This is a genomic window from Salibacterium sp. K-3 (genome assembly GCF_054052005.1).
The window spans coordinates 52,049-67,768 of the sequence record NZ_JBSVZE010000002.1; the positions used below are offsets into that span (position 1 = coordinate 52,049).

Annotated in this window: 16 protein-coding genes; 11 read left to right on the forward strand and 5 right to left on the reverse strand. The window is 50.4% G+C overall.

The genetic code is table 11. The annotated features are described in order from the left end of the window. Positions 1-113 precede the first annotated feature (113 nt). The 6 genes from nikC to ACW9JV_RS12405 all read left to right on the forward strand — a co-directional run bounded on the left by nikC (position 114) and on the right by ACW9JV_RS12405 (position 5,680). Positions 114-1,007, forward strand: a complete 894-nt coding sequence (gene nikC, locus ACW9JV_RS12380; RefSeq protein WP_457334890.1) for a nickel transporter permease — start codon at positions 114-116, stop codon at positions 1,005-1,007. Between the two features lie 18 nt (positions 1,008-1,025). After that, positions 1,026-1,949, forward strand: a complete 924-nt coding sequence (locus ACW9JV_RS12385; protein ID WP_457334892.1) for an ABC transporter permease — start codon at positions 1,026-1,028, stop codon at positions 1,947-1,949. A 29-nt stretch (positions 1,950-1,978) separates the two neighbouring features. Beyond that, positions 1,979-3,013, forward strand: coding sequence for an ABC transporter ATP-binding protein (locus ACW9JV_RS12390; protein WP_457334894.1), 1,035 nt, complete (start codon positions 1,979-1,981; stop codon positions 3,011-3,013). Next, entirely contained in the window at positions 2,985-3,995 is a 1,011-nt protein-coding gene (locus ACW9JV_RS12395) for an ABC transporter ATP-binding protein (RefSeq protein WP_457334896.1), read from the forward strand. The genes ACW9JV_RS12390 and ACW9JV_RS12395 overlap by 29 nt, the downstream gene beginning before the upstream one ends. Before the next feature lie 135 nt (positions 3,996-4,130). Continuing rightward, positions 4,131-4,715 (forward strand): EAL and HDOD domain-containing protein, encoded by a 585-nt coding sequence (locus tag ACW9JV_RS12400; protein WP_457334898.1) that lies wholly within the window; start codon positions 4,131-4,133, stop codon positions 4,713-4,715. Positions 4,716-4,744: 29 nt separating this feature from the next. Then, positions 4,745-5,680 carry a PD-(D/E)XK nuclease family protein gene (locus ACW9JV_RS12405; RefSeq protein WP_457334900.1) on the forward strand — a complete coding sequence of 312 codons (936 nt, stop codon included), beginning with the start codon at positions 4,745-4,747 and terminating at the stop codon, positions 5,678-5,680. Between the two features lie 9 nt (positions 5,681-5,689). Here ACW9JV_RS12405 and manA read toward each other — a convergent pair whose 3' ends face one another. After that, positions 5,690-6,652: a mannose-6-phosphate isomerase, class I gene (gene manA, locus ACW9JV_RS12410; RefSeq protein WP_457334902.1), complete on the reverse strand. Its 963-nt coding sequence runs from the start codon at positions 6,650-6,652 to the stop codon at positions 5,690-5,692. 76 nt (positions 6,653-6,728) lie between these two features. Here manA and ACW9JV_RS12415 point away from each other — a divergent pair, with 76 nt between their 5' ends. After that, entirely contained in the window at positions 6,729-7,169 is a 441-nt protein-coding gene (locus ACW9JV_RS12415; RefSeq protein WP_457334904.1) for a DUF6884 domain-containing protein, read from the forward strand. Between the two features lie 11 nt (positions 7,170-7,180). On the opposite strand, the gene ACW9JV_RS12420 is transcribed toward ACW9JV_RS12415, so the two are convergent. After that, entirely contained in the window at positions 7,181-7,951 is a 771-nt protein-coding gene (locus tag ACW9JV_RS12420; protein WP_457334906.1) for an SDR family NAD(P)-dependent oxidoreductase, read from the reverse strand. A 184-nt stretch (positions 7,952-8,135) separates the two neighbouring features. Between ACW9JV_RS12420 and ytvI the strand changes: the two genes are divergently transcribed. Further along, the gene (gene ytvI / locus ACW9JV_RS12425) at positions 8,136-9,254 is read left to right on the forward strand and encodes a sporulation integral membrane protein YtvI (RefSeq protein ID WP_457334908.1); all 1,119 of its coding nucleotides are present in this window, start codon (positions 8,136-8,138) and stop codon (positions 9,252-9,254) included. A gap of 19 nt (positions 9,255-9,273) precedes the next feature. Here ytvI and ACW9JV_RS12430 read toward each other — a convergent pair whose 3' ends face one another. After that, complete coding sequence (locus tag ACW9JV_RS12430) at positions 9,274-10,635, reverse strand: hypothetical protein (RefSeq protein WP_457336044.1); 1,362 nt, start codon at positions 10,633-10,635, stop codon at positions 9,274-9,276. Positions 10,636-10,876: 241 nt separating this feature from the next. Between ACW9JV_RS12430 and ACW9JV_RS12435 the strand changes: the two genes are divergently transcribed. Then, positions 10,877-11,782 (forward strand): peptidoglycan-binding domain-containing protein, encoded by a 906-nt coding sequence (locus ACW9JV_RS12435; protein ID WP_457334910.1) that lies wholly within the window; start codon positions 10,877-10,879, stop codon positions 11,780-11,782. A 38-nt stretch (positions 11,783-11,820) separates the two neighbouring features. Here the strand turns inward: ACW9JV_RS12435 and mnmH are convergent, their stop codons facing one another. Beyond that, positions 11,821-12,849, reverse strand: coding sequence for a tRNA 2-selenouridine(34) synthase MnmH (gene mnmH / locus ACW9JV_RS12440; RefSeq protein ID WP_457334912.1), 1,029 nt, complete (start codon positions 12,847-12,849; stop codon positions 11,821-11,823). 147 nt (positions 12,850-12,996) lie between these two features. On the opposite strand from mnmH, the gene ACW9JV_RS12445 reads away from it, so the two are divergent. After that, positions 12,997-14,514 carry an aldehyde dehydrogenase family protein gene (locus ACW9JV_RS12445; protein WP_457334914.1) on the forward strand — a complete coding sequence of 506 codons (1,518 nt, stop codon included), beginning with the start codon at positions 12,997-12,999 and terminating at the stop codon, positions 14,512-14,514. A gap of 142 nt (positions 14,515-14,656) precedes the next feature. Then, positions 14,657-15,082 carry a hypothetical protein gene (locus ACW9JV_RS12450; RefSeq protein ID WP_457334916.1) on the forward strand — a complete coding sequence of 142 codons (426 nt, stop codon included), beginning with the start codon at positions 14,657-14,659 and terminating at the stop codon, positions 15,080-15,082. Positions 15,083-15,108: 26 nt separating this feature from the next. On the opposite strand, the gene ACW9JV_RS12455 is transcribed toward ACW9JV_RS12450, so the two are convergent. After that, positions 15,109-15,315 (reverse strand): hypothetical protein, encoded by a 207-nt coding sequence (locus tag ACW9JV_RS12455; protein ID WP_457334918.1) that lies wholly within the window; start codon positions 15,313-15,315, stop codon positions 15,109-15,111. Positions 15,316-15,720: the final 405 nt, after the last annotated feature.

Below are 15,720 nucleotides of genomic sequence, written 5' to 3' on the forward strand. Positions count from 1 at the left end.
ATATTTATCATTGTAATATAATTCAATCGTGATATAATTCATTTTTGTAATATGTTAATAGAATCCTTGAAGTTTTTTATCTTTTGTGAATTTTACATAGGAAAGGAGTATTCATGTTGGCAGAATCCACCGTTCAGGATCAGACCGCCAAGCCATCCAACCCGCATATTGAAAATGTCAAGAACATTTTTAAAAGGCTTAAAAAGAATAAAGCCGCTATGGTCGGAGGCTTTCTTATTTTATTTTTTCTTTGGGTTGCCCTTATCGGACCTTCTCTTGTTCCTTACAGCGCAGATGAACAGAACTTGGTCAATAAACTGCAGGGGCCTTCTGCCGAGCACTGGTTCGGGACAGACCATCTCGGGCGGGATATTTTCAGCCGGATCATCCACGGCATGTCCATTACGCTCTACATCGGATTTTTCTCTGTTTTCATTGCAGCTGCTGCCGGTGTCGTCATCGGCATTACAGCCGGCTATTTTGGAGGAAAAACGGATTCGCTGCTGATGCGTTTGATGGATATTCTGCTTGCGTTTCCCGGCATCCTGCTTGCCCTCGGGGTTGTCACCATTCTCGGCCCGAGCCTGAATAACGTCATTCTCGCCGTCGGAGTGTTTTCCGTCCCGGCTTTTGCAAGGATTGTACGGGGCTCAACACTCGCGGTGAAAGAACTCGAGTATATTGATGCCGTGCGCGCGCTCGGGGCGGGTGATTTCCGTATCATTTTCCGCCACGTGCTGCCTAATGTGTTCTCTCCCATCATTGTTCAGGCTACGCTTCGTATTGCGACAGCGATACTGACAGCGGCCGGCCTGTCTTTTCTCGGGCTCGGGGCTCAGCCGCCAAAACCTGAATGGGGAGCGATGCTCAGCGACGGGCGGAACTACATTTTTGATGCCGGCCATGTCGCTTTCTTCCCGGGAATGGCCATCGTTGTCGTCGTGCTGGCCTTTAATATTTTCGGCGACGGTCTCCGTGACGCTCTTGATCCGAAAATGAAATCCTAAACGAGAGGAGAGAACCTGTTGTTTGTTTTTACGATTCGAAGAATTCTCCAAACCATACCCGTATTGATTGGTGTTTCCATATTAGTCTTTCTGATGATGCATCTCGTGCCGGGGGATCCGGCCCAGGTCATCGCAGGGGAGGCCGCCAGCCAGCAGACGATTGAACAGATCCGGGAACGTCTCGGTCTGAACGATCCGCTTCCGGCGCAGTATTTTAATTTTGTCATCAATGCCCTGCAGGGGGATCTCGGCACATCTATCCGAAGCGGACAGCCGGTGGCCTCCGAAGTATTCAGCCGCTTCTGGGTTACGCTGGAACTCACGTTTTACAGCATGATTCTCAGTACCTTTATCGGGCTGATCGCCGGCATCATTTCGGCGGTACGCCATTATACGCTGACCGATGTTATTGTCATGATTCTTGCGCTGTTCGGCTTGTCGATGCCCAACTTCTGGCTCGGCCTGATGCTGATGCAGTATTTTTCCATCAATCTTGAAATATTTCCTGTTTCCGGATGGGGAACACCGGAACAGCTTGTTCTTCCGGTTATCGCCCTGGGAACGGCAGGTGCTGCCATCATTGCACGGATGACCCGTTCAAGCATGCTGGAAGTCATCGGCCAGGATTATATCCGCACAGCCCGCGCCAAAGGGGTCAAGGAACGTTTTGTTATCTACAAACATGCTTTAAAAAACGCGATGATTCCTGTTGTTACCGTTATCGGACTGGAATTTGGAACGCTGTTGACCGGGGCGGTGCTGACCGAAACGGTATTTTCCATCAACGGTCTCGGCCGCTTTGTCGTGGAGTCCATCAGAGCGCGGGACTTTCCTGCCGTTCAGGGATCCGTGCTTGTCATAGCGTTGGTTTTCATTGTTGTCAACCTGCTTGTGGACCTGTCCTACCGTTTCCTGAATAAACGAATTGATTTGAATGGATAGATTACGATTGATGAAAGGCGGAATGAGAGATGACCAATGACGCCAGTGTGCTTCAAATAGACGACCTGCAGACGTCCTTCTTTATGGACGGCGGGGAAATTAAGGCCGTGGACGGTGTTAGCCTGCAGGTACCGAAAGGAAAAACCGTCGGTATTGTCGGCGAATCCGGCTCTGGAAAAAGTATCACGTCTATGTCGATCATGCGGTTGATCCGTACCCCCGGCCGTATTAAGAACGGCTCTATCCAGCTGCAGGGAGAAGATCTTCTTCAGAAAACCGAAAAAGACATGCAGAAGATCCGTGGAAACAAAATCTCGATGATTTTCCAGGAACCAATGACGTCTCTGAATCCTGTGTATACCGTCGGGCAGCAGATTTCCGAAGTCTTCCGCATTCACCAGGGTCTTTCCAAAAAGGACGCCCTCAACAAATCCGTGGACATGCTCAAGCTGGTAGGTATTCCTTCCCCGGAAGAGCGGGTGAAACAATATCCGCACGAATTGTCCGGAGGAATGCGGCAGCGGGTGATGATCGCGATCGCCCTCGCCTGTAATCCGGAGCTGCTCATTGCTGATGAGCCGACGACGGCGCTCGATGTAACGATTCAGGCCCAGATCCTAGAACTCATGAGAAACCTGCAGCAGGAACTCGGCATGTCGGTGATCCTTATCACCCATGACCTCGGGGTAGTAGCGGAAACGTGCGATTACGTGGCCGTGATGTATGCAGGTAAAATTGTCGAATACGCGGATGTCCAAACTCTTTTCAAGAGCCCCAAGCATCCTTATACGGTTGGTTTGATGCAGTCTCTGCCAAGACACGACATGGATCAGGATGAATTGAATGTTATAGAAGGCAACGTACCGAAACCCGATGAAATGCCGGAAGGATGCCGCTTTGCCCCCCGCTGCCCCTTTGCTTCCGATATCTGTACGAAAGAACTTCCTGACCTCATGGAAACAGAGGACGGCAATCAGGTACGGTGCTGGATTTACAGTGAAAAATGGGACGGAGACCCGGAGGTGAATGTGATCGATGACTACAAAACTGCTCGAAGTCAATAATCTAAAACAGTACTTCCCTATTAAGGGCGGTATTTTCGGCCGCACTGTCAACCATGTCAAAGCCGTCGATGATGTCAGTTTTTACGTCAACGAAGGAGAAACACTCAGCATCGTCGGCGAATCCGGCTGCGGCAAATCAACGACCGGGCGGGCGGTACTGCGCCTGGATGAACCTACGGACGGCGATATCCAGTTTAACGGAGAAAATCTACTCGATTTAAACAAACGGCAGATGAGAAAAAAACGAAAAGACCTGCAGATTATCTTTCAGGATCCGTATGCTTCGATCAATCCCCGTCAGACCGTACGTCAGGTTCTCGAAGAAGCGATGGCCATCCAGGATGTCGTTCCAAAATCCGAGCGTCCCGACAAAATGATGGAACTTCTCGATATTGTCGGACTGGGGTCCCATCAGCTCGACCGCTTTCCCCACGAATTCAGCGGCGGCCAGCGGCAGCGGGTCGGAATCGCCCGGGCGCTTGCGGTGGATCCGAAATTTATTATCTGCGACGAATCTGTCTCGGCGCTTGACGTGTCGATTCAGGCCCAGGTGCTCAACCTGCTGAAGGAACTGCAGCGGCAGTATCACCTGACTTATCTTTTCATTGCCCATGATCTCGGAGTGGTCCGTCATATTTCTGACCGTGTGGCAGTGATGTATCTAGGAAAAATCGTGGAAGTCGGGGAGAAAAAAGAAATTTTTGACAATCCAAAACACCCCTATACAAAATCCCTGCTTTCGGCCATCCCCGTTCCGGACCCTTCCCATAAACAGGAACGGATGGTGCTGAAAGGCGACGTGCCTTCCCCTATCGATCCGCCTTCGGGCTGCCGCTTTCATACACGCTGTCCGTTTGCCACGGATAAATGCAGGAACGAAAAGCCTGAACTTCGGAAAACGGAAACGATGACCGGCACCCACGAAGCCGCCTGCCATCATATCGAAGACATCGAAGCCGGCAGACATAAAGCAGCGGAATAGCACACAAAACGATTGTCCGGAAGAATAGTTTCCTTCTGACAATCGTTTTTCTTTTCTGTCATTATTTTTGATATAATATAAGAAAAGCAGAAGCGCCCGTCTTATCTGAATGTCACTAGTGTTCCGGAGGATCGTATGACTTGTTCCATGGCAAGACAACCAATTGTAACATCAGACCAGGCCATTTACGGCTATGAACTGCTGTACCGGGGTTCTCCGGGAGAAGATTTTCTGAAGGAGAATCCGGATCAGGCCACCTCCAGTGTCGCATTCCAAAGTTTTCTCGACATCGGACTGGATACGGTTACAGATCGTCACACCGCCTTTATCAATTTCACGGAGAATTCGCTGCTGCAGCGGGTGCCTCTTCTGCTTCCAGCATCCAAGATAACCGTGGAAATTCTTGAAGATATAAAAGGATCCGATGAGATGATTGAAGCTGTCCGTGAATTAAAAAACAAGGGCTACCGTATTGCCCTTGATGATTTTCTGCTGAACAGCAGCAATACAAAGTTTCTGCCGTACGCCGACATTGTCAAAGTCGATTGGCGTAAAAGCAGCACCGCCGACATCCAGCGGATTACAGAAGCATGGAGGCAACATGACTTCCGCCTGCTTGCCGAAAAGGTGGAAACAGCCGGGGAATTCGAGGATGCCAAATCCATGGGATTTTCATTGTTTCAGGGATATTACTTCGGCTGTCCGCTGCTTATCACATAACCCAGCCGGAAAGAAAGAAGGTGCCTGTCGTGTTTGAAATCAAAACGTACCCGGAATTTTCATGGTCGCTATCCCGCCATAAAACCTTTATGCACTGCGCGAGACAGTACGCCCATCAGTATTATACCTCCCATAACGGATGGCTCCGGGATGCGCCGGAGTTAAGCAGGCAGGCGTACCGGCTGAAAAACCTGACCAACCTGGAAATGTTTTTCGGCTCCATCGTCCACGATATGATCGAGAACGTGATCGACAATTATCTGAACACCGGATGGATTCCGGGCGAAGAGGAGCTGCGTGAACGAATCCGGACATCACTCAATGAAGGATTCCTTGACTCCACCCGGCGGATGGAACAATGGAGGCAGAAACCGAAAAAAACGACGATGTTTCACGAAATCTATTACGGACAATCGAACCAGCTTCCTGCCGGTAAAGTAGATAAAATCAGCGCACGCATGCAGTCGGCTGCCGGGCATTTTCTTGAGAGCCGGACGATGCAGGAACTTGCCTATAATGAGAATATTGAATTTCTCGAATCCGAAAAGTTCCGCATTCTATATGTCGGGAACCTGAAAGTTTTTGTCGTGCTGGATCTATTGTACAAAGACACGGAGCGGAACAAATGGATTATCGCGGACTGGAAAACCGGAAAAAAATCCGAGGAAGATCCTTACCAGCTCGCCCTCTATGCCCTGTATCTCCTGGAGAATTATGACGTGGAGAGGCTCGAGGATATTATTATACGAAATGAGTATCTGCTGGAAGGCGAAGCGGTGGAACATCAGCTGGACCCGGTCACCCTGGAAAAAGTCCAGGAGCTCATCGGGACCAGCGTGGAACAAATGACAGAATATCTCGAGAGTCCCCTGGAAAACCAGCCGCTTCCGCTGGAGCAGTTCCCGCAGACAACCGATGAGCGCGCCTGCCGGTTCTGCAATTTTTACGAACTGTGTTTTTCCTGAGAGGAATAACTATTGCGCACGGGTGCTTACAATCAGTTCAACGTTTCCATGTACCGCCCATTCTCCCGTGGTTCCAGGGATGATAAAGTGGTCACCTTTTTCCACAGATGCCGTCTTTCCGCCGGTTTCCACCGTTCCTCCGCCGCGTGTGACGGTAGCCAGAACATACGAAGCATTCAGGGAAGGCGCGAGGCTGTTTCTGCTGTGCAGCCGGTACACCTGAAAGTAAGGCGCAGATACGAGCTGTTCGATCACGCCGTCTTCATTCTGCTGCAGGACGATCCGGCTGTCCGAGGGATCCTTGTGTGGAACCATAGCGGCCTCCAGCGATTTCTCAAGATGCAGCTCCCGTTTCTCTCCGACGTCATTCGTCCGGTCATAGTCATACACCCGGTAGGTCGTGTCAGAGCTCTGCTGGGTTTCCAGAATCAGAGCGCCTCCACCGATAGCATGGATCGTACCGCTTGGCACATAAAAAAAGTCCCCTTCCTTTATCGGAACCGTACGCAGCAGCTCGTCCCAGGCGCCTTCCTTCATCATCTGTTCCAGCGCTTCTTTCGTACGGGCATGATGGCCCAGAATCAGGGAAGCTCCCGGTTCGGCCTGCACTACATACCAGCATTCCGTTTTCCCGTATGCTTCTCCTTCTTCCAGCTTACGTGCCTGTTCATCATCCGGATGCACCTGTACCGATAAGTCATCTGCTGCATCGAGCAGTTTCACAAGCAATGGAAACGCTTCTGTATCTTCATCTCCAAACAAGCCGGGATACTGTTCCCAGGCAGTGCGCAGCGTTTCTCCCCGGAGCGGTCCGTTCCTGATCACAGACGGTCCGTTCGGGTGGGCGGATATTCCCCAGCATTCTCCCGTCTGTTCCGACGGCAGCTCATAGCCGAATACATCTCTCAGTCTGGTTCCTCCCCAGATTCTTTCTTTACATACCGGTTCGAGAAATATTGGTTCTTGATACATCAGCTGTGCCTCCTGTTTTCGTTCTTTTCGTTCCATATTGTATCATAATAGCATCTAAAGAAGGAGGAACACCTGGATGAAACAACTGTGTATCATTCCATGCGGAAAAAAGAAAATATGGGACACCTTTCCCGGCACCGGGCCTGTCTATGCCAAAGATGCCTATATCGGCACCCTTCACAAAAAATGCCGGAAGTATGCCGAATCCGACAACTGTGCCTGGGTCATCCTTTCCGCCCGCCACGGCTTTCTGCTGCCTTACGATGTCGTTCCGGAAAACTACGATACCGGGTTCCATTTTCCAAAAGAACAGGTCATCCCTGATGAAACACTAACCCGGCAGTGGCAGGATAAAAACCTGCATCTGACTGATTCCATTGTTCTTTTAACAGGGAAGAAACATGAAAAGGTTCTGCTTAACGTCATCCCCCGCCCCGAACGGTTTGAATGGCAGAAACCGCTCGAGGGATGCCGAGGCATCGGGGAGATGCTCCAGCGCCTCGACCGGCTGTCCTGACCGCTCCCTGGTTATTGATTGTGCGGCATCCGCAGGGCCCCGTCGAGCCGGATCGTCTCGCCGTTCAGCATCGAATTCTCGATGATCTGCTTTGCCAGGGATGCATATTCCACAGGCTGCCCGAGCCGCTGCGGAAACGGGGTCATCGCGCCCAGTGTGTCCTTGGCGCTTTCGGGCAGCGATTCATACAACGGCGTTTCGAACAGACCGGGGGCGATGGTCATCACACGGATGCCGTACCTTGACAGCTCACGCGCTGCCGGCAGTGTCAGGCCTTGGATCCCCGCTTTCGATGCACTGTAGGCCGCCTGGCCCACCTGTCCTTCCATCCCTGCTATAGAGGACGTATTAATAATAACCCCGCGTTCGCCGTTCTGGTCCGGTTCATTGGTGCGGAGCTGATCCGCCGTTTGTTTCAGCATGTTAAACGTCCCCACCAGATTAATCTGAACAACTCTGGAAAAATGTTCGAGTGAATGCGTGCTTCGTTTGTTCAGAATTTTTTCCGCCACACCGAGCGCCGCACAGTTTATCAGACCGTCGAGTTTGCCGAAATGCTCCAGCGCATCCGCCACTGTTCGGGAAGCGTCCTCTTCCGATGTCACGTCCGTTTTCAGAAATATTGCATTCTCCCCTAGCTGCTCCGCTGTTTTTCTGCCTTTTTTAACATTGATATCAGCGATGACAACTTTTCCTTCATTATCGGTGATCATGCGGGCGCAGGCTCCTCCCATGCCGGAGGCAGCTCCTGTGACCACCCAAACTTTATCTCGTATTTCCATTATTGTTTCTCCTTCCTCATGTGTCAGAATTCTTGTGTTCTATATTCTATTTCCCATTCATTCGTAATTAAACCCGTTTTTCACGCAAGGATGGTTTTGTTCACGTTTTTCGACACTGGTAAAAAAGGGAATGAAAACGTAAAATAGAAGTAAACAGATGTTTCAACCGGCAAGGAGGATACGTGTGAAAAAAGATACCGCATGGATGATCGTTCGACTCCTGTTAACCATAGCTGCTGTGGCAGCTCTTCTCTGGCTTATTGCTGTTGTTTTTAAATTAACCTATCCTTTTTGGCTGGCAGCCTTTTTTACCTGGATGCTCAAACCGCTGTCATCCTTCCTTCACCATAAAGCCCGTTTCCCGCGTGGGATCGCGGCGTTGTCCGCACTGATTTTCGGTCTCTCCGTGGCCGGCGGTATTATTACGGGGATCACGTTTCTTGTGATCGATGCGATCCAGCGTTTTGCCGACAATGCCCCGAATTGGATGGAACAGGCATTCACCAATCTGCAGCGTTTTATTAATGAGACCATACTTCCGGCTTTACAGGAAATCCGGGGCGCAGCCGACACGCTGAGCGGCGGGCAGGGATTGTCCATTAACGATGGCATGTCTGAAATCGGCTCCCAGCTCGGCACAGCACTTGGACAATATGCCCAGCGCCTCGCTGATGGTCTGACACAGATTGTCTTAAACGTCCCCACCTTTTTTGTCGCCTTTCTGTTTGTCCTTTTGGCCATCTACTTTATCGGTAAAGACTGGGAAAAATTCACGCAATCAGCGCGCAACTATGTTCCATCCCCCGTTCTCTCAAGGCTGCATTCCTTCTATCATGCGCTTCGTGCCAGGGTATTCGGCTACATCCAAGCCCAGTTGATATTGATGCTTATCACAGGGATTATCGTTTTCATCGGGCTCTCTCTGCTCCAGGTGAACGGCAAGATTCTGCTTGCAGTCATCGTCGGAATTGCCGAGTTTCTTCCTTATCTTGGGACGGGCACTATTCTGCTGCCTTGGGCCCTGTATCTGCTTATTACCGGAAATATCGGCCTAAGTATCGGACTGACGGTATTATACGCGATCACCATGGTCGTCCGGCAGACGATTGAGCCGAAAGTGCTCTCCTCCAGCATGAATCTGAATCCAATCGCCGTTCTCGTGTCGCTTTTTGCGGGCCTTCAGATGTTCGGCGCCGTCGGTCTTCTCCTCGGACCTGTTCTGCTTGTATTGATCGTTATTCTTATAGACATAGGTGTCTTCGGCGATCTGAAACAGTTTGTCGTGTATGGGTTTAAAGAATAAGATCGGCCGGACTTCCCTCTTACAGCAGGAGCCAGCCAATCAGGGTACCGGTTCCGCCGTACAGCAGGGCAAACGGCATGTTACGGGCGGTGACTCGATAAGGATTCTGCCGTGTATTCTGTGCGGTCATGGTCACCGTTATGCCATAGGTACCGACCGCTCCCGTTGCAAGAGCGCCTGTCACAAGTACCATGCCGATACTCATCGGATTGATGACATCAAACAGCGGCGGAAGCACCTCAATCAACACTCCGACAGTGGCAATGGGGTGAACCCCGATCATCGACATCGCAAGATACGTGAACTGGATGAACAGAAGAATGACCACCGGATACTCCGAAACCGCCATGAACGGGGCCCGGATCATGTCGAGAAAAGGTGTTTCGTTTAAGCTGCTCGAAAAGAAACCCAGCGACAAAAACAGCACGACGAAATTCTGCATCCCGTTCGTTCTCCTTTTCCATACCGGCCAGCCGATTTTGCGAAACGTCTGGAAACGCCCGATGACAGCCGCCCAGATGAACGAAAACGGAATAATGACAAGCGTGACGGTCAGAATAAAATTCAGTCCGCTCCAGTTGCCGATCGTGATGACAACCGTCAGAAACAGAGCCAGCGCTGCAAAAAGCTGCATAATCTGTGAAACAAGACGGCCTGGATGTAAAGGGCGGGCTGTCCCTCCCCCGGCCGGTTCATATACTGTTGACTGAAAAACACGTTTCCCTCTCCATCCATCCACCAAAAGCACCAGAAAAGAACAGAGCAGAAGCCAGGGCAGATACGCGAGATAGCCGACACCGGTTGTGTCGACCGTGATCGCCACCATTATTTCCATCGGACTCCATGCCAGTGCCAGCGTGAAGGCACGCAGCGTCGTCCGGCTGATAAACGATTCCTGCACCCGCTTTTTCATCTTTCCGAGATTCTCCAGAAGCACGTGCTGTGATAATGGCAGGGCGGATAAGTTTAAAAAACATACAAGAATGTAGGTGGTTACAAGGCTCCGCGTATACAGGCTGCCAAGATCTTCTGCATTGGCCCGGAGCATCTCGTTCAGGCGACGGTCAAACCGTCCTGCCTTTACGACACTGCTGATCCATGGCAGTACGGCAAGAAACGAAAGCAGCTGCATGTTAGCCGTGAAAAATACCGGAATTTCGGCTGCCGGCATACCACTGAATAAAAATAAAAGCATCCCGGCCCCTGTAAATACGAGACCGAGAATGCGGAACAGTCTGGTGGCAGCAGCAAAGGAAAGAATAAAAACAGGCACCGCCAGACTCCCTGCCACATATATAAGGACTCCGTTGTCTATGAATATATGCATCAAATACAGACAAAGCATGACGGTATACAACACATACCGACGTTTATGTATCATCTTCAGCAATGTTCTCCATCTCCTTCAAACCCTGTCATAGAGGTATTTCCTCTTTTTCATTTCTATTTCATCCATATTAAAATCAAACAGCCGGATTATAGAAAGATTTCCCCGTTTACATTCATATTTCATTTTGTTTAAAACCCGTGATTTCCATTGATTTCCCATCGTTGTGCTTGATACGATGTGAATCGTTGAAGCGAAAAAATACTATCTTCAACGAAAAGGAGGTTTATATATTTTGAATATAAAACCACTCAACCATACATGGAAAATCATCGGTATCCCTGCTTTGGCAGCCGGCATTGCCATGGGTGCGGGACCGGCCGCGGCAGCCGCCCATGACACGGCGGATACGGACTTAACAAAAGGCGATTCGGGCAGCCAGGTGGAAGAACTGCAGAGCCTGCTCGAAGAACGCGGGTTTCTGGATGCCGATAACGTGAACGGAACATATGATGAGGCGACAGCTTCTGCTCTCAAAGACTATCAGGATAAACACGATTTGAATGAAGACGGCATCGCAGGGCCCGTTACAGTAGGTTCTCTTGAAATTCTGTCCGAAGGAGATGAAGGAGAATCCGTAGAATACCTTCAGGAAAACCTTGCTTCCCTCGGATTTTTTGATGGGGAAGTGGACGGTCACTTCAATGGTGACGTTCATGATGCCGTCGTTTCCTTTCAGCAGTCAGAGAACATTCTCGTAGACGGTCTTGCCGGTCCGCAGACGTTTGGTGCTCTCACAGCTGAAGTACGCGGAGCCGAGCAGAAGCAGGCCCAGGAGCAGCAGGAAGCAGAAACATCTGAGGAGCACAACGAATCGGTAGCGGCTGAATCAACCAGCTCTGAGCAGGAAGGACGCACCATCCAGGTCAGCGCAACCGCGTACACGGCTGACTGTGCCGGATGTTCCGGCGTCACCTCAACCGGTGTTAACCTGAATGCAAATCCAGATGCCAAAGTTATTGCCGTTGATCCAAATGTCATCCCGCTCGGATCCAAAGTCCACATTGAAGGATACGGCACCTACACTGCAGCCGACACCGGCGGCTCCATCCACGGCAACAAGATTGACGTTCATATGCCGAGCAAGAGCGCAGCCTACGACTTCGGCCGCAGAAACCTTGAAGTAACGATTCTTAACTAAAAAATTATTGGGGCAGCCCAGCCGGGGCTGCCCCGTTTTTATCCGTATACAGCGGACGCTGCTGTATACTCCTGAAGACAGCTTTTTATTTTCTCCATGTTGTGTGCCGTGGATGGCCCGTTGATGACGACGGCTTCTTTTTCATACTGCTCAAATGCTTTTTTATAACGCGGGTCATAATAATGCGTCAACAGATCCTCGACGACTTCTTCATACCGGCTCCGGGACAAAGCCTCGTGAAGATGGTTTCGGACATCTTCCGGCAGGTTCTTTTCGATTCGGCTCACTGCCGCGGCGATTTCTTCATGATGGGAAGCCGGGTCGTACGTGTCCATAATGACCTGGACTCTTTCCTTCATCGGAAGCTGAACATTCAGGCGCGTGCCGGCCGCTTTTCCTTCCATAATGAAGTCCGGCAGATTGATGTTTCCAATGCGCCTGCTCTCCCCTTCTATGATGACGTAGGAAGCCTCCTGCAGTTCCTCCAGCCGTTTCCACAGATCAAACTCAAACTGTTTCTGGCTTTTCCACTTCAGGCCGATATTTCCAAAGGCAGAACCGCGGTGATTGGCGAGACCTTCGAGATCAATCACGGGCCACCCTTCCTCCTGAAGCTTTCGCAGCATTTCTGTTTTCGCCGTGCCGGTTCCCCCGGTCAACACAATATAGTCCCGGGAGCTCTGTTTTTCTTCTTCAAGGGCTGCCATGACCTTTTTCCGCCAGGAGCGGATACCTTGTTCAAGCCGGGTACAGGAAATACCGAGCATCTGCATCGTGGATACAAACGAACGGCTTCTCATACCACCTCTCCAGCAGTACACGACAAGCTGTTTCCCACCTGCCGCTTCTTCGGCTTCTTTCATTTTTTCGTAATGATCATGCAGTTTCGGGCCGGTTATTTTCAAACCTTCCTTTATAGCTTCTTCTTTGCCCTGTTGTTTATATGTAGTGCCGACATGCGCCCGTTCGTCATCACTGAATAATGGAATATTCACCGCTCCCGGAAGCGCATATTCTTCAAACTCGGACGGGGAACGTACGTCTATAAATTGTGTATGTTCAAACATCAATCGTTCACTCCCTTATAGGACAAGTTTATGCTTCTGTGACGCTTTACACAAGGGGAAGACTGAACAAACAGGTTTAAGATCGCGGCAGGAAAGGAACGTAGATGGATGTATGACCGCTATACGAACAGAAAGGAGTATCCCCTTATGGTATTAAAAGCAGAAGCACCGGCGGACGGTACCGCGCTCGGCACGTTCGAGGAAACGCCCGTTTCCGAAGTCGAACACATCTTTGAGAGGAGCCGGAAGGCTCAAACGTCATGGGCGGATCTGTCCACCGTGCAGCGCTTGTCGTATCTGAAACGGTTCCGGCACGTGCTGGTTGATTTACAGGAAGAGATTGCAGGGATCATTGCCGCTTCCACCGGCAAAACAAAAACGGACGCCTTGACAACAGAAGTGATGGGAGCAGCCGATGCCATCAAGCATGTCGAGAAAGAAGCGCCCGCCCTGTTGTCGAATGAAAAAGTGAAAACCCCGATTCATTTTGCCGGCAAAGCATCTTATATCAACCGGAAACCAAGGGGGGCCGTCTTAATTATTTCGCCGTGGAATTTCCCTTTCCAACTGGCGGTATCCCCTGTCGCAGAAGCGCTGGCAGCTGGAAACAGTGTAATTCTGAAACCCTCTGAAGACACACCGATGGTCGGAGAACTGCTGCGTCGTCTCGCTGCATTATTCCCCGACAACGTCCTTCAGGTTGTCATGGGGGATGCGGATCTTGGTGAAGCTTTGACAAGCGGAGGTCCTGATTTCATTCATTTCACTGGTTCCGTCGTGACAGGACGAAAAATACAGGAGAAAGCAGCACAACACCTGACTCCGACCATCCTTGAACTCGGCGGCAATGACGCCATGACAGTGTTTGAAGATGCCAATCTTGACCGTGCAGCCAGGGCAGCTGTCTGGGGCGCCTTTCATAACAGCGGGCAGGTCTGTCTCTCCATTGAACGCGTGTTTGTCCAAAACGGAATCTATGATTCGTTTCTTTCCAATGTGAAACAGGAAGCGGCAAAACTCCGCCAGGGACAGGACACGGACGCCGACATCGGATCGATGACAACCCGGCGCCAGTATGAACATGTCAAAGAACAGGTGCAGGACGCCATGGACCAGGGAGCGATACTTGAAACGGGCAGAGCACCAGGCGACTGGGACGACAGCAACCTCTTCATCGAACCGATGATTCTCACCAATGTGAAACCTTCGATGGCACTGGTGAGCGGGGAAACATTCGGACCTGTGATGCCGATCATGGCCTTTGATACCGAAGAAGAAGCAGCAGCGCTTGCCAACGATACGGAATACGGCCTCGGCGGCAGTGTGTTCACGACCGACATTGTACGGGCAGAACGGTTCACCGGACGAGTAAAGACCGGTAACATGAATATCAATGAAGTCCTTCTCAGCGTTGCAAACTTCCACCTCCCTTACGGCGGAGTGAAAAACAGCGGCATCGGCACATACCACGGACGGGAAGGCATGCGCAGTTTTTCCATTGAAACATCCGTGCTGGCGGATAAAGGCACGGAAGACAACGAGATGATCTGGTACCCGAACGCTGGGAAGTATGAACTCTTCCAGGACATGATCGCCAACTTCTGGGGACGCCGCCGCAACTGGAAATCCTTTATCCAGTCCTATATGAAGTTGAATAAATTTTAAAAAATAAAGAGGAGATGCCCTTGTACGCCGGGCATCTCTTTTTCTATACTCTTCCAGTTGTATTTGGGATTTCGGATGGATTCGGTTTTTCGGTGCTGTGTGGTACACTTCGGGAAGATGATTGGTACAGGAGAGGAATACGATGCGGCTGAAATCTTTTATTCAACACCTACACCCCGATTCATTACGACGGAAATGGAGAGAGCTCACGGGCGCAACGGCGGATCCGATGGAAGCGCTGAGCCGGATGGAACGGAGACGCCAGCTGAAAGAGTCCAAAATGGATCATTACCTTTTCCGTTCTTCCCTATATGCGTTCGGTCTGATCTCAATTCTTCTAGCGGTCATGCCGTTCATTTATTTCCTGCCGTGGGAACAGGCCGCCGAATGGGTTGTCTTCTTTCTGCTGGGAGCACTATTTGTCTCTTTCAGCTTATCGGCTGTTACGATCAAAAAACAGTCCAAATATGTAAAGCTTCCTTATATGTGGGGGATTATGATTTTCTCCATCCTCCTGCTGCTGTTTTATTTATTTATTCTGATCTACTTCCGTCTGCTGCTTCCATAACGAATCATTTTCACCCTTGTAAATAATCACATCCCTCCACCGGTTCCACCGCTTGTCGGTGGACCATTCCTCCGGGATTTTTCTTTTTCCACCTGCCTTTCCACCTCTTTTTGTTCCTCGGTATATTCCCCGGGATGTACGCCGGTTTTATTTCTTCGTTTTTTTCTATCCAGATAGACCATGCCGATAATAATCAGAACAGCGGCTGCTATCCATAATAAATCAGAGACCAAACTTCCCCTCCTTTCTTTCGTGATTGATCAGCAGCTTTCTCTTTAGACACACGTGAGAGATTGGGACAAAATGAAATGAACCTGCCCAACATACAATTGGCCAAAAGAACCCGTTCTATCAGCTGCGTCCATCCGCAGGCTGAAAGAAAGAAATAGTATCCTCAGAACGCCGTCCCGGGGATACTATGGCTTTAAAACCGTGCAATAGCGGTTTCAAGTGGATGGCTTGGACCCATTAAGTGTCCGTGAAAGAGTTATAGTGTCCTCAAGAACATCCCTTGTGGTTACTAAAGGCACCGTGCGGACATCCAGTGTCCACCTCCAGCTCCCCTTCACTGCTGCTGTCCTTCAGCATCCCGGCGTCCGGTTGCTGCCGTACAAAAAAACCCGGACGATACCGGCTTC